The sequence below is a fragment of the Phycicoccus sp. CSK15P-2 genome (assembly GCF_016888005.1).
Taxonomy (GTDB): Bacteria; Actinomycetota; Actinomycetes; order Actinomycetales; family Dermatophilaceae; genus Phycicoccus.
In genome coordinates this window covers 83,206-96,031 of the sequence record NZ_JAFDVE010000004.1, presented here as the reverse complement: position 1 = coordinate 96,031, position 12,826 = coordinate 83,206, and the positions used below count along the sequence as shown (strand labels likewise).

Sequence of the window (12,826 nt, the reverse complement as noted above, 5' to 3'; positions counted from 1 at the left end):
GTGCACGCCCGCCGTATCGTCCGTCCGGGCTCGCACCGCCGTGTCACGTCGCTCGGCCACCCGCCGCACCGGCCGGTGGAGCCGTCTCACGCCTCGTGGACGTCGCGCCGCCGGAAGGCGATGTACCCGGCCAGGCTCAGGCCGACCACCTGCCAGGTGAGCAGGAGCACGCCGACCGTCGCAGTGGCTGTACCCGCGACCTGCACGGTGGCATAGGCCGACTGCGCCGCGGTGACCGGCCAGTACGGCGCGAGCGACTCGCCGACGATGCCGGGTGCCAGGGCGGGAAAGAGCAGGAGGGCGCCGACGAGTGCAGCCAGGCTCGTCGTTGCCGACCGGGCCACGACCCCGACGGCGAGACCTCCGAGGCCGACCGCCGTGAGGTAGAAGGTGCCGCCGGCGAGCGCTCGCAGGACACCTGGGTCGCCGAGCGAGGCGGCCGGGAGACCGTCGGCGGCGAGGAGGGCCTGGACCACGCCGAAGCTGACCAGCGTGGTGGCCAGTGCCGTGGCGGCCGCCACGCAGCCCACCACGACGGCCTTCGCGGCCAGCAGGCGGGTCCGGGACGGGACGACGACGAGACTGCCCGCGATGACGCCGCTGGCGTACTCGGGCGCGATGGTGAGGGCGCCCAGCATGCCGATGAGCAGCTGGGCGAACAGGAACCCCTTGAAGCCGACCGCCGTGGGGTCCCAGTCCGCAGGCAGCTCGGCGGGCGAGGAGCCGAGCACGTCGGAGATGCCGAGGACGCCCAGCGCCGCCGCGGAGAGGACGGTGGCCGCGACCGTCAGCCACGAGCTGCGCAGGCTGCGGAGCTTGACCCACTCGAACCGGACGGCGTTCATCGCCGGCCGCCCTCGTGGTCGGCCGCGTCGTCGGTCAGCCGGAGGAAGACGTCCTCGAGGGACTCCCGGACCGCGGCGAGCTCGTCGAGCGGGATGCCCTCGGCGGCGGCGACCCGCCCGACCGTCGAGGTGTCGAGGCCGGCGAGGAGGAATCCTCCGTCGGAGGGCCGCTCGTACCGTAGGCCCGCGCGCTCCAGGGCCCGGGCGAGGTCCGCCGGGTCGGGGGTCCGGACGACGACCTGTGGGTGGGTGTGCGTGCGGATGAGCTCCTCGAGCGGCGACTCTGCGATGAGCCGGCCCCGCCCGATGACCACGAGGTCGTGCGCGGTGAGCTCCATCTCGGACATCAGGTGGCTGGAGAACAGGACGGTGCGCCCCTCGGCGGCGAGACCGCGCATCAGGGTGCGCAGCCAGCGGATGCCGTCGGGGTCCAGACCGTTGAGAGGCTCGTCGAGGACGAGGACGCCGGGATCGCCCAGGAGCGCCGTGGCGATCCCGAGCCGCTGCTGCATGCCGAGGGAGAGCTCCCCGGCCCGGCGACCTCCCATGGCGTCGAGACCGACGAGGCCCAGGACCTCGTCGACCCGAGCGCGGCCGAGCCCGGCCGCGGCGGCGAACGCGAGGAGGTGGTCGGCGGCGGTACGCCGCGGGTGCAGGGCGCGGGCGTCGAGGAGGGCGCCGATGGTGCGGGCCGGGTCGGCGAGCCGGCCGACCGTGGTGCCGCCGACGAGGATGTCGCCCGCGGAGGGGGCGGCCAGGCCGAGCAGCATCCGCAGGGTCGTGCTCTTGCCCGCGCCGTTGGGGCCGAGGAACCCCGTGACGACGCCGGGTCGGGCCCGGAAGGACAGGTCGTCGACCACGGTCCTGCGGCCGTAGCGCTTCGTCAGCCCTCGGGCCCGGATGTCGTTGACATGGCCGCTCCCCGAACCGGGGTGCGGCGCGAGGGGGCGGGGCGAGGCCTGGGTGGCCGTGTTGGTCATGGTGGGCTCCTTCCGAAAGAAACCACACTATGAGGTGTGGTTTCTTGTCGGCTGGAGCGTTCCTGCAGGTTCGCTGGGGAACGACGGCCGCTCGTCGCCTCAGCCGCCCGGCGGTGCCGGGACCTCCGGCGAGCGGGTCACGTTCGTGGTCCTGGCCGTCCTCGTCGGCCTCCTGGCCGCCTGGGGAGCGCACACGCTCACCGGCTCGCGGTCGGTCGAGGAGCACGCCGTCGAACAGCGCCCCGTCGAGGAACCCGGCTGAGGGCACAACGCCCGGCCGCTGCACCCCGGGGCGTCACACCGGCCGCTGGTCCCCAGCAGAAGCCCAGCCGATCTGCAGCCCACCCGAAAGCACACTTTTTAGTGTGCTTTCTGTGGTTGGCAGCTCCCTTGCCGACTCCGCGGGCGACGGGACGGACCAGCTCCACCGGACCCTCCACGACCCCGCATGCAGGACCGTCCTCCGAGCCATCGGACGACCCGACCCCCAGGAGATGAGATGACCAGGCACATCGACCGGATCGACGTCCTCGTGGTCGGCGCCGGCCCCACCGGGCTGACGCTGGCCTGCGGCCTCGCGCGCGACGGCGTGCAGTGCCGCGTCGTGGACCGCACGCCCGAGTACAACACCGCCTCGAAGGCCAAGACGATCCAGCCCAGGGCCCTCGAGGTGCTGGACGACCTGGACGCCGCCGACCACGTCCTGGCCCAGGGCGTCGTCGACCTGCCGATGCACGTCCACGAGGACGACGGGTCGGTCACCGAACGGCCCGGCATCAGCATCCGGGTCACCGACCCGGTCGGCGTCCCCTACCCCGACCCGCTGTGGATCGGGCAGTTCGACGTCGAGGCCGCGCTGCGTGACCGGCTCGCCTTCTCCGGCGTCGAGGTCGAGCTCGGCAGCGAGGTCACCGGGCTGCGGGTCGACGCCGACGGCGTCGACGTCGACCTCTGGGTCGACGGCCACCCCACCCGGATCCGGGCCCGCTACGTCGTCGCCTGCGACGGCGGCCGGTCGACCGTCCGCGAGCTCCTCGGCCTCGAGCTCCCCGGGCGCACGAACGAGGCCGAGCGCTGGTACCTGGGCGACGTGCGCACCGAGGGCACCCTCGACCGTGGCGCGATGCACGTGTGGCCGAACCCGGACGGCATGGTCGGCCTGACCCCGCTTCCCGGCACGGACCTCTGGCAGTTCCAGGCGCCGATCCCCGAGGACGTGACCGAGCCGGACGTGCCGTCACGTGAGCACTACCAGCGGATGCTCGACGAGCGGGCGGGAGCCGGCACGGTGACGCTCAGCGACGCGACCTGGCTCTCCGTCTACCGCACGAACGTGCGGATGCTGGAGTCCTACGGCGCGGGGCCGGTCCTCTTCGCCGGGGACGCCGCCCACGTCCACCCGCCGGCCGGCGGGCAGGGCATGAACACCGGCATCCAGGACGGCTACAACCTCGCGTGGAAGCTCTCCACCGTGCTGCGCGGCGCGGACCCTCGCCTTCTGCTCTCGTACAGCGAGGAGCGTGCGCCGGTCGCTCGCGCCGTGCTCGACGACAGTGCCGGGAAGATGAGCCTCACCAGCCGGGCGGGCACCGACGGGGCAGGCCGGCTCTCGGCGACGCTGGGCTCGCTGTCGGACGACCTCACCTCCGGCCTGCCGGTGGCCTACCCGGACAGCACGCTCACCTACCGCGGCAGCATGCCGAACACGGTCCTCCCGGCGGGGAGCCGCGCCCCCGACGCCTCGGGCATCGTCGGTGTGGACGACCACGGCCACTTCTTCGAGGGGCGCATGTTCGACCTGCTCCGCGGGTCACACTGGACCTTGCTCGTCTTCGACCACGCCGGGCCGCTGCTGCTCGACGGGGCCGGGGAGGGGCACCTGCGGGTGCTGCGCTTCACCGAGGACGGGACTGGCACCCTCCGGGACACCCGCGGCGAGGTCCGGCGCGGGTACGCACCACGTCCGGAGGAGCTGGTCCTGGTCCGTCCCGACGGCTACGTCGCGGCTCGGGTGCCCGCCTCCCAGGAGCTCGGTCTCGTCGGCCACCTCTCGACGTTCCGGCCCGCAGACGTCGCCTGAGCGACCACCGCGGCCCGCCGGGGGCACCCCCCGCCCGCTCAGGGCGCGGCCGACCCCGGCGGGCCGTACGCCCGGAGGAAGGCCTCGACCCCGGCGTCGACGACCTCCACGACGTCTCGAGGGTCGGGCTCCGCGCCGCCGTGCTCGTCCATGCCCTCGCGGGCGAGGCCGATCGTCAGGGCGACGAAGTGCCGGGCAGCCACGCCCGGGTCCGGCGCGCTGAGCTCGCCGGCGACCGCGAGCTCGGCGAAGCGGGTCTCGAGCATCCGCTCGGGACCGTCGCGGACCACCGCCGCGGGCACGGTGCCCGGTGGGCGCTGCGCCACGAGACGCCGGTAGGCGACGTAGTCGGAGGACGAGAGGGTCTGGGTCGCGATGCGCCGGGCGAAGGCGCCGAGCGCCTCCCGCACCGGCCGACCGGTGACGATCTCCTCGTCGATGGCGGAGCGGACGGCGAGCGACAGGGCCTCACCCACGCGGTCGACGACCCGCAGGTAGATCGTGCGCTTGTCGCCGAAGTGGTCGTAGACCGTGCGCTTGGAGACTCCGGCCGACGCCGCGACGTCGTCGACGGTGGTGCGGTCGTACCCCACGGCGAGGAAGAGCGCCCGGGCTGCGTCCAGGACGGCGGCCCGCTTGGCCTCCGAGCGCAGCCGGCGCCCCGGCGTCTGCACTGCTGCGATGGACCGGACCACCGCCTCAGCGTAGGCGAGGCCGGGCCCGGGTGAAGAGGCTCAGCCCTCGATGCGGTAGCCCCCGGCGCCGTCGAGACCCCGAGGTCCTCGGCGGGCCGGCAGCAGGTACCCCATAGGGGTATATGGCTCCGGGTACCCTGGCGTGGTCCGCACACCGCCGGAACTCCCGGCAGCGCTGGTTCGCTGACACCTACGATCCCGACCCGAGACCACCCAGGAGTCCCCCGTGGCCCCGAGCTCCCGTCCCTCCCGAGCCCGTCTCGAGGAGCTGAAGAAGCAGCAGCGCGCCAAGGAGCGCCGAGCGCGCGCGTTGTGGGTCGGCGGCGTCGCCGTCGTCATCCTCGCCATCGTCGGGGTCGTGGGAGTCACCATCGCCCGCGACGTCGCCGACCGCCCCACCCTGGACGCCGTGCAGACCTACGAGGTCACCGCGAACCACGTCACCACCCCGGTGACCTACGAGCAGTCCCCGCCGGTGGGCGGGGACCACAACCCCGTCTGGCTCAACTGCGGCGTCTACGACGAGCCGGTCCCCAACGAGATGGCCGTCCATGCCCTCGAGCACGGCGCGGTGTGGGTCACCTACCGCCCCGACCTCCCGGCGGACCAGGTCGAGCAGCTCGTCGAGAGCGTGCCCGACGAGTACATGGTCGTCTCGCCGTACGAGGACCTGCCCTCGCCCGTCGTCGCCTCCGCCTGGGGCCACCAGCTCCGGCTCGAGGGCGTGGACGACCCCCGGCTCGCCGAGTTCGTCCGCGAGTACCGGCAGGGCCCGCAGACCCCCGAGCCCGGTGCGGCCTGCACCGGCGGCAGCGACGGCACGAGTACCGACGGCGCCGGGATGGACGAGCCCGCCCCGTGACGGAGGACCCCGGCCTCACCGCGGCCTCCTCCCAGGACGAGTGGCAGAACGACGGTCACGTCGGCGACCGGCGCGGCGCCGGGCCGTCGGCGGCCGTGCTCGTCGGTACCGCCGTGGCGGCCCTCGTCATCGGTGCCCTGGGCGCAGTCCTCGTCCTGCGCGGGACGGACGGCTCCTCGGTCCCTGACACCGGGGTCGACGCCGGCTTCGCGCGGGACATGCAGACCCATCACCGGCAGGCCGTCGAGATGGGCTTCCTCGTCCGGGACCGCACCGACGACCCCGCGGTGCGCACGCTCGCCTTCGACATCATCACGAGCCAGCAGCAGCAGGCAGGCCAGATGTACGGCTGGCTCGTCCAGTGGGACCTGCCCCAGACCGGACCCCGGGCACCCATGGCCTGGGTCGGTGGTGAGCACGCCGCCCACGGTGAGGCCGACGAGATGCCGGGAATGGCGACGGATGCCCAGCTGGACGAGCTACGTGCCGCTCGCGGGGTGGCGGCGGAACGGATCTTCCTGCGGCTCATGATCGCTCACCACGAGGGCGGGGTCGACATGGCGAAGGCCGCTCTGGCGGACGCCACGACCGACGAGGTGCGTACGCTCGCCGACGCGATCGACCGGGCGCAGACGACGGAGATCACCCTGATGGAGACGATGCTCGCCGACCGCGAGTGACTCTCCGGGGTCAGGGCCATCCCGCGCAGTCATGGCGCTATAGCCCCCTGAGCCGGCGGGATGGCCCTGACTCCGCGGAACCCGTGGGCCCCGAGAGTTCCTCGTTCGTCACGTCGAAGGAGCGCCGGACCGTTGCCATCGTCGTGAGCGTCACGGCGAGCGACGCGACGGCGCACGACGTGCCGCCGAAGGACCTCGCCGAGGCGTCCCTCGCGTTCCACCCGGTCCAGCAGGGCCGGGGTCTCGTGCTCTGGGACCTGCCGGCCCACCGCTTCGCGATCACCTACCCCGCCACGGGTACCGGCATCGTCGAGCCCGCGCACGTCACCACCGGGCTGGACCGGCTCGTCGGCGGCAACCGCGCCGGGCTCCTGCGCCTCCTGGTCGCCCCCACGTCGCCGACCCAGCTCGCCGCACGGACCGGGCTCCCCCTCGGCTCCGTCGGGAACCACCTCGCGGTCCTCCGCGGTACCGGTCTGGTCGTCAGGCGGCGGTCCGGTCGGGAGGTCCTCTACTGGCGGACGCCGCTCGGTGACGACCTCGTCCACGGTGAGCGTGCGTGAGAGGCACTCCCACCGGGTAGGACGTCGGGGTCACATCCGACGACAGAAGGAGAACGATGTCTGCCGACGAGAAGGCCGCAAAGGACCTCGTGGAGACGCTCAAGGACGGCCGTGCAGGGTTCGCCAGTGCCGCCGAGAAGCTGCGCGACAGCGACCACCCGCAGTGGGCCGCGACGATGCAGCGCCTGTCCGACCAGCGCGCCACGTTCGCCCGCGAGATCGTCGACATGGGGCACGACTACGGCGACGACGTCGACGAGAGCGGGTCCGCCGGTGGCGCCCTGCACCGCGGCTGGCTGGCCGTCAAGGACGCCCTGACGGGCGACGACGCGTCCGGCGTGCTGGGTGCCGCCGCGAAGGGCGAGGACCACGCGGTGTCCGAGTACGAGAAGGCCCTCGAGGAGGACCTCAGCGCCGGCTTCCGCGCGCTCGTGCAGCGCCAGCACGGGGAGGTCGTCGCGGCCCGCGACGAGGTCAAGGCGCTCGCGGACGCGGGCTGAGCCCCGACCTCCGGAGGTCGGGTGGCCCGGGGTGCCCGGGTCACCCGACCTCGGGCAGACTCGGGCCGTGAGCTCCCCGACCGTCCTCGAGGCCGTCCGCGGGGACATCACCGCGGAACGGGTCGACGCGATCGTCAACGCCGCCAACTCGACGCTGCTCGGTGGCGGCGGGGTCGACGACGCCATCCACGCGGCGGCCGGCCCACGGCTCCTCGAGGAGTGCCGCCGGCTGCGGAACACGAGCCACCGGGACGGGCTGGCGGTCGGCGACGCCGTCGCCACCGGGGCCGGTCGCCTGCCGTGCCGGTGGGTCGTCCACACCGTCGGCCCCAACCGGAACCGGGGGCAGACCGACCCGGCCCTGCTCGCCTCGTGCTTCACCCGCAGCCTGCAGGTGGCCGACGAGCTCGGCGCGCGCAGCGTCGCCCTTCCGGCGGTCGGTGCAGGAGCCTACGGGTGGGACGCCGAGGACGCCGCCGTCGTCGCGGTGGCGTCCGTCGTGGAGCAGGTCACCCGCACGGGGACACCGGGGCTCGTCCGCTTCGTCCTCTTCTCGGACACCCTCCTCGCGGCGTTCCGCGCCGCCCTGGACGCCCGCGACCGTCCGCGCTGAGCGGTACGTCTCCCTCAGGACCCCGCGGGCGGCGCCCCAGGCCGGTCGGGGCGACGGGCCTCGTCGGCGTCCGGGTGGATGGACCGCGTCTGGGAACGGGTGTACCGGCGCCGGGTCCAGTCCTGCACGTAGACCTTGGGGAGCATCTTGCCGACCGCGAGCGCCACGTACATCACGGTGTTGATCGCGACGAACACGCCGAGGACAGCGAACCAGCCCGAGGCCAGCACGGACTCCGGGAAGACGAGGCCGGTGGGGACCAACGAGCTCATACGCGCCCACCGTCCCGGACGGACACCCGGCCGTCGGCGGAGGTGACGACGTGCTGCCACTGGGCACGCCGCCCGGTGAGGATGTCGTAGACACCGCGGACGTACACGAGGTTGAGGAACGAGGCGTACAGGAGCTCGGGCAGGAGCAGCACCGCGAGCAGCCGCGCCCGCCACCCGCCGGACCACGCGGTGACGACCCGCTCGCCCACGAAGACGGCGCCGATCGTGACCCAGAAGGGGAAGACGACGGGCTCGTCGAGGGCGAGGACCATCGTGACGATGAGGACGAAGTACGCCGTCAGGGCGACCACCCCGTAACCGATGCCGAGCTGCTGCGCCCAGTACCGCAGGGTCTGGGGCGTCACCCCGTAGGCGCCGAGGTTCTCGAGCGCTCCGCGCTGCCACCTCAGCCGCTGCGCCCACAGCGCCTTCAAGGTGGGCATGACCTCGGTGACGACCGAGCACTGCTGGGGGGAGACCATGAGCGCCCCGAGCGACTTCAGGGCCAGCGTGAGCTCGTTGTCCTCGGTGAGGGCCGCGGTGTCGTAGACGTCCCCGGTGCGTCCCGGCAGACCGTGCCCGCGCTGCGCGGCGACCTCGCGGAGAGCGGCCGAACGGAACACCGAGGCCGTGCCGGTGAGGACGTACAGCCGCCCCCGGCGGCGCCGGATCTCCCGACTGTACCGGGTGTACTCGTTGCGCTGGAGCTGTCCGAGGACCCCGCCACCCTCCTCGCCGTAGAAGAGCCCTCCGATGGCCATCAGGGCGCGGTCGTCGGCCATCCTGCGGCGCACCGTGGTCAGGTACCCCTGGTCGAGGACGGTGTCGGCGTCCATGACCATGACGCAGTCGTTCTCGCGGAGGTCCGGCAGCAGCCGGGCGAGGGCCTGGTTGAGCGCCCCGGCCTTCTTGTCGCTGTTGCCGACGCTGCGGACGACCTCCGCGCCGTGCTCGTGGGCGATGGCCTCGGTGTCGTCGGTGCAGTTGTCGGCGACGACGATCACGCGGTCCGGGCCCTCCTCCTGGTCGGCGAGGGAGTCCAGGGTGGCCGCGATCCGGTCGCCCTCGTTGTGCGCCGGGATGAGCACCGTGACGGTGACCGGCCCGTGGTAGACCCCGGCGGTGCGTGCCATGACGGGCTTGGGAGCGAGCGGGGTGCCCACCACGTCCTCCGACCGGCGGTACCGGGTGGCGATCCGGCGCTCGATCGTCGCCACCCCGAGGGCGAGGAGCACCGCGATCGCGACGGCCACGAGGATGAGCGGGACCGTCGGCGCCTGGGTGTCGTACAGCACCCGCCATACCCCGAACAGCGCCCCCTCCTGGGGAGGGGTCCGGGTGGCCGGGTCGGACAGGGCCAGTCCGAACCACAGCATCACGCCGGCGCCCGCGGCCATCCCGAGGATGACGACACCCACCCCCCGCTCCAGGTGCCTGCGCTTGCTCACGGCGACCCGGTCCGCGAGACCGCCCTCGGCTGCGGGCCCTCCGTCGTCCACCGCCCCGTACCGCCCGGGAGGTACCGCGTGACGAACTCCTCGACCGGCACCGGCTCGCCGACCAGGTACCCCTGCGCGAGGTCGACGCCGAGCTCCTGCACGACGGCGAGCACCGAGTCGTCGGTGACGAACTCGGCCACGGTGCGGGCCCCGAGGTCGCGCGCGAGGCCGACGACCGAGCGGAGGATGGCCTGGTCGGTGCTCGACAGGGGCGAGCCCTCGACGAAGCCACCGTCGATCTTGACGATGTCGAACGGCAGGTGCTTGAGGTACTGGAAGGAGCCGTGGCCCGCCCCGAAGTCGTCGATGGCGACGCGGGCGCCCAGGGCTCCGACCATGTCCCCGAAGGCCCGCACCGAGGCGAGGTCGGCGACCGCGGCGGTCTCGGTGATCTCCAGGACGAGGCGTCCGGCGGCCACGGCGTGATCCTCGAGGGCGCCGGTGAGGGTCGCCTCCAGTGCCGGGTCCCCCACCGAGTGGGACGAGACGTTCAGTGCGAGCGAGAGCCCCGGGTCCCGGTCGTGCAGACCGGCGAGCACCGCGACCCCCTTCCGGACCACGCAGCAGTCGAGCCGCGAGGCCAGCCCGGCCCGCTCCGCGGCGTCGACGAACTCGCTGGCAGAGACGTGCGTGCCGCCGTCGGTGAGCCGGACCAGCGCCTCTGCCCCGACGATCCGGAGGGTGCGGAGGTCGAGCACCGGCTGGAGGTGCAGGGTGAGGACGTCGCGGGCGATGGCCTCCTCCACCCGGGCTGCCACCTCGAGCCGGGCCCCGGTGCGCGGCTCGTCGGCGCCGTCGGCCCCGAGGACCGCGAGCCGGTCGCGGCCGGCCTCCTTCGCGTCGTACAGGAGCATGTCGGCGAGGACGAGGGGCGCGACCCCACGCTGCGCTGCCGCGGCGAAGGTCGCGACCCCGATGCTCGCCGTGACCCGTCGCCGGACCCCGCCCTGCGCACTGCTCCAGTGCCGGATCCGCTCGACGATGCCGTGGGCGACGACCCGGGCTCCCGCCTGGTCCGCCTCCGGCAGGAGGACGGCGAACTCGTCGCCGCCGAGCCGCGCCACGAGGTCGTTCTCGCGTAGTGACCCGCGGAGGATCTCGGCGACGGTGACGATGAGCTCGTCCCCCGCCGCGTGGCCGAGGGTGTCGTTGACCTCCTTGAAGTTGTCGAGGTCGACGAGGAGCAGGGCCCCGACCGGCTCGTCCGGCCCGGTCCGGGCTCGGTGCTGCTGCAGGGCGGCGTCGAGACGGCGCCGGTTCGGCAGCCCGGTGAGCGCGTCGTGGTCCGCCTGGTGGCTCGCGTCGAGGGCGGCCTGTGCGACCTCGTCCAGCAGCCGGTCGCGCTCCCACTGGACCGTCGCGATGACGAGCGAGAGGGCGACGACGACGAGCATGTAGGCCTGCAACGTCACCGCGAGGGCGGGGCCGGATCCGATCGCACCGAACGGCCCGCCGTCCACGCCACGCACGAGGGCGAACGTCCCCACGGCGACGACGAGGCCCTGCGCGGCCGCGAGCGGCAGGGGCAGGCGCAACGCGGACCACAGGACGAGGGCGATGGGCAGGAAGCTGAGCGGCAGGGTGTGCCCCGGGCCGAAGACGAACCACAGGGTGGCGAGCGTGACGAGCAACGTCGGCAGGCTCTCGAGCAGCCGGGCCCGGGTCACCTGGCCGCGGGTGTCCCGCACCGCGAGACCGGGGCCGGCGATGACGACGACGGCCGCCGCGTTGCGGACCACCCACAGCAGCGCGTCCTCCCACCTCGGCGCCGTCCCGGCGAGCTCGAGGCCGAACATCCCGACGGGAGTGCTCAGGATGACCGAGGCAGCGGTCGCGGCGACGAAGCGGTAGACGTCGCGCAGGCGGGTCAGACGGTTCCGGTCGACGCCCGCGGCCGTGTACCTGCGCAGCCAGGACATGACCCCGCGGCAGCCGACGGCGATGACGGCGTTCGCCGCGCCGAGGACGATCCCCGCGAGGACCGGGAACCCGGTGAGGACGTTGCCCCCACCCGAGATCACACCGACGACCAGCGCGACGGCCAGGACCTGGCGCCGGGTCGGAGCCACGACGCCCCAGAGCGCGGCGATGCCTGCCGCGGGCCAGAAGAGGGCGAGGTTGCTCTCGGGGACGACGGTCGCTCGACCCACCGCGGTCGCGAGGGCGAACGCGAGGGCGAAGAGGACGGTGCGAACGAGCACGCCGGTGATCCTGGACATGAGTGGGCCTCTGCTTGCCGCCCGATTGTCTCCGAGGGGCCCGTCGCCGCGCACGTCGAGTGGGTCGTTCGGACCGGTCGGTGGGGACATCCCGTCCGAACGTCCGGGACCGGACCGGACGGGAATACCGACGACACACGACACCGACGGACCCCGGACGAGATCGTCCGGGGTCCGTCGAGGTGGGGCGTCCGGGAAGGTCAGAAGCGGCCGTACCCGCTGACGCCGCTGAACAGCGACCGCTCCGAGGTGGACTTCCCCTCGCGCGGGCTGTCGATCATCATCCCGTTGCCGGTGTAGATGCCGACGTGCCAGGCCGGGGAGCCGAAGAACACGAGGTCACCGGGCTGCGGGTCGCTGACCGGCGTGGCGGCCGCCTGCTGCTGCGAGGCCGTGCGCGGCAGCGAGATGCCGGCCTTGCCGAAGACGTACGACGTGAAGCCGGAGCAGTCGAAGCCCGTGCTGGGGCTCGTCCCGCCGTAGGAGTAGGGGATGCCGAGCAGTCCGCGGGCGATGTTGACGACCTGGCTCGAGGACTGCGGGACGGCCTTGGCCGGGGCGGAGCGGGTGACCGAGCGGCTCGCCGCGGCGGTGCGGGAACGCTCCTGGACGGCCTCCTGGACGACCTGCTCGGTCTCGGCCTTCGGCTTCGGCTCGGGTTTGGGCTTCGCGACGGCCTTGATGCCGGCGACGCCGACGGGGTCGGACGCCACGGGGGCGGCCACCTCCGGGGCGACGACGGCCGGCTTCTGTGCCGCACCGCTCGTGGTGAACGCGGCGGGTGTGGCGGCGACGAGGGCCGAGGAGGCCGACGACGACGTGGACGACCCGCCCATCAGGGCGGGGTGGCCGTGGGCCGGGACGGCGACGGCGGCGGCGAGACCGCCGGAGGCGGCCAGGACGGCGGACGCTCGGGCACCGGCGCCTGCGGCGGTACGGACGATGGTCGAGAGCTCGGCGACGGGGCTGTACGGGTCGGCACTGCGATGCCGCCCGACGGACATGCGATCGGACACAA

13 protein-coding genes are annotated in these 12,826 nt (G+C 73.6%); 6 read left to right on the top strand and 7 right to left on the bottom strand.

Annotated features, from left to right (window positions below):
* Nucleotides 1-86 precede the first annotated feature (86 nt).
* Together JQN72_RS03330 and JQN72_RS03325 are read right to left on the bottom strand one after the other, a co-directional pair.
* A complete protein-coding gene (locus JQN72_RS03330; protein ID WP_204133744.1) occupies nt 87-845 on the bottom strand; it encodes an ABC transporter permease in 759 nt (252 codons plus the stop codon).
* A complete protein-coding gene (locus JQN72_RS03325; RefSeq protein ID WP_204133743.1) occupies nt 842-1,825 on the bottom strand; it encodes an ATP-binding cassette domain-containing protein in 984 nt (327 codons plus the stop codon). Before JQN72_RS03325 ends, JQN72_RS03330 begins: the two co-directional genes overlap by 4 nt.
* A 499-nt stretch (nt 1,826-2,324) precedes the next feature.
* Between JQN72_RS03325 and JQN72_RS03320 the strand changes: the two genes are divergently transcribed.
* Complete coding sequence (locus JQN72_RS03320) at nt 2,325-3,905, top strand: FAD-dependent monooxygenase (protein WP_204133742.1); 1,581 nt, start codon at nt 2,325-2,327, stop codon at nt 3,903-3,905.
* A gap of 38 nt (nt 3,906-3,943) precedes the next feature.
* Here JQN72_RS03320 and JQN72_RS03315 read toward each other — a convergent pair whose 3' ends face one another.
* The gene (locus JQN72_RS03315; protein WP_204133741.1) at nt 3,944-4,600 is read right to left on the bottom strand and encodes a TetR/AcrR family transcriptional regulator; all 657 of its coding nucleotides are present in this window, start codon (nt 4,598-4,600) and stop codon (nt 3,944-3,946) included.
* A 226-nt stretch (nt 4,601-4,826) separates the two neighbouring features.
* On the opposite strand from JQN72_RS03315, the gene JQN72_RS03310 reads away from it, so the two are divergent.
* From JQN72_RS03310 to JQN72_RS03290, 5 genes are all read left to right on the top strand, one after another.
* A complete protein-coding gene (locus JQN72_RS03310) occupies nt 4,827-5,462 on the top strand; it encodes a DUF3105 domain-containing protein (RefSeq protein WP_204133740.1) in 636 nt (211 codons plus the stop codon).
* Complete coding sequence (locus tag JQN72_RS18180; RefSeq protein WP_204133739.1) at nt 5,459-6,142, top strand: DUF305 domain-containing protein; 684 nt, start codon at nt 5,459-5,461, stop codon at nt 6,140-6,142. Before JQN72_RS03310 ends, JQN72_RS18180 begins: the two co-directional genes overlap by 4 nt.
* 83 nt (nt 6,143-6,225) lie before the next feature.
* Nucleotides 6,226-6,705 (top strand): helix-turn-helix transcriptional regulator, encoded by a 480-nt coding sequence (locus tag JQN72_RS18820; RefSeq protein ID WP_204133738.1) that lies wholly within the window; start codon nt 6,226-6,228, stop codon nt 6,703-6,705.
* 56 nt (nt 6,706-6,761) lie between these two features.
* Nucleotides 6,762-7,205, top strand: a complete 444-nt coding sequence (locus tag JQN72_RS03295; RefSeq protein WP_204133737.1) for a PA2169 family four-helix-bundle protein — start codon at nt 6,762-6,764, stop codon at nt 7,203-7,205.
* A 67-nt stretch (nt 7,206-7,272) separates the two neighbouring features.
* Nucleotides 7,273-7,818: an O-acetyl-ADP-ribose deacetylase gene (locus tag JQN72_RS03290; RefSeq protein ID WP_204133736.1), complete on the top strand. Its 546-nt coding sequence runs from the start codon at nt 7,273-7,275 to the stop codon at nt 7,816-7,818.
* A 14-nt stretch (nt 7,819-7,832) separates the two neighbouring features.
* Here the strand turns inward: JQN72_RS03290 and JQN72_RS03285 are convergent, their stop codons facing one another.
* From JQN72_RS03285 to JQN72_RS03270, 4 genes are all read right to left on the bottom strand, one after another.
* A complete protein-coding gene (locus JQN72_RS03285) occupies nt 7,833-8,090 on the bottom strand; it encodes a hypothetical protein (protein ID WP_204133735.1) in 258 nt (85 codons plus the stop codon).
* Nucleotides 8,087-9,538, bottom strand: a complete 1,452-nt coding sequence (locus JQN72_RS03280; RefSeq protein ID WP_307812391.1) for a glycosyltransferase family 2 protein — start codon at nt 9,536-9,538, stop codon at nt 8,087-8,089. The genes JQN72_RS03285 and JQN72_RS03280 overlap by 4 nt, the downstream gene beginning before the upstream one ends.
* Nucleotides 9,535-11,790, bottom strand: coding sequence for a bifunctional diguanylate cyclase/phosphodiesterase (locus tag JQN72_RS03275; RefSeq protein ID WP_204133734.1), 2,256 nt, complete (start codon nt 11,788-11,790; stop codon nt 9,535-9,537). The genes JQN72_RS03280 and JQN72_RS03275 overlap by 4 nt, the downstream gene beginning before the upstream one ends.
* A gap of 218 nt (nt 11,791-12,008) precedes the next feature.
* Complete coding sequence (locus JQN72_RS03270) at nt 12,009-12,824, bottom strand: C40 family peptidase (protein ID WP_204133733.1); 816 nt, start codon at nt 12,822-12,824, stop codon at nt 12,009-12,011.
* Nucleotides 12,825-12,826 lie beyond the last annotated feature (2 nt).

Excerpts from the sequence above, each read along its gene's own strand:
- JQN72_RS03295 (WP_204133737.1), top strand. The coding sequence starts at position 6,762 with ATGTCTGCCGACGAGAAGGCCGCAAAGGACCTCGTGGAGACGCTCAAG.
- JQN72_RS03285 (WP_204133735.1), bottom strand. The coding sequence starts at position 8,090 with ATGAGCTCGTTGGTCCCCACCGGCCTCGTCTTCCCGGAGTCCGTGCTG.
- JQN72_RS03330 (WP_204133744.1), bottom strand. The coding sequence starts at position 845 with ATGAACGCCGTCCGGTTCGAGTGGGTCAAGCTCCGCAGCCTGCGCAGC.
- JQN72_RS03325 (WP_204133743.1), bottom strand. The coding sequence starts at position 1,825 with ATGACCAACACGGCCACCCAGGCCTCGCCCCGCCCCCTCGCGCCGCAC.
- JQN72_RS03320 (WP_204133742.1), top strand. The coding sequence starts at position 2,325 with ATGACCAGGCACATCGACCGGATCGACGTCCTCGTGGTCGGCGCCGGC.